Origin of the sequence: Neisseria sp. P0014.S002, from assembly GCF_051958295.1 — a bacterium.
GTDB classification, from domain to species: Bacteria; Pseudomonadota; Gammaproteobacteria; order Burkholderiales; family Neisseriaceae; genus Neisseria; species Neisseria flavescens_B.
Map to the genome: position 1 here is coordinate 1 of NZ_JBQCVO010000073.1, position 270 is coordinate 270.

Here is a 270-nt window from a genome sequence, read left to right on the forward strand (position 1 = left end):
TCACTGATCTGGTCGCTCATCTAGGGCTGGCTCAGTCGACGGTTTCTTCCCACGTCGCCACGCTGCGAGACGCCGGCCTGTTGGCAAGTCACGCTCATGGCCGGGCGATGTATTACACGTTGGCGCACCCACAACAAATTCGTCGTTTGATGCTGTTGGCTGACATTCTGATAAGAGACGGCGGGGAGTGCGCTGAGCTATGCGGCATGCTCGATGTTGAGTACCGTGGAGAACCCAGCGATGACCACATCGGCGGCAATGACGACGCAG

Annotated in this window: 1 protein-coding gene; it reads left to right on the forward strand. The window is 58.5% G+C overall.

Features of this window, described 5'->3' with window-relative positions:
• Positions 1-8: 8 nt before the first annotated feature.
• On the forward strand, positions 9-270 hold a 262-nt coding region (locus tag ACTHSX_RS10660), incomplete at its 3' end, for an ArsR/SmtB family transcription factor (protein ID WP_440379671.1).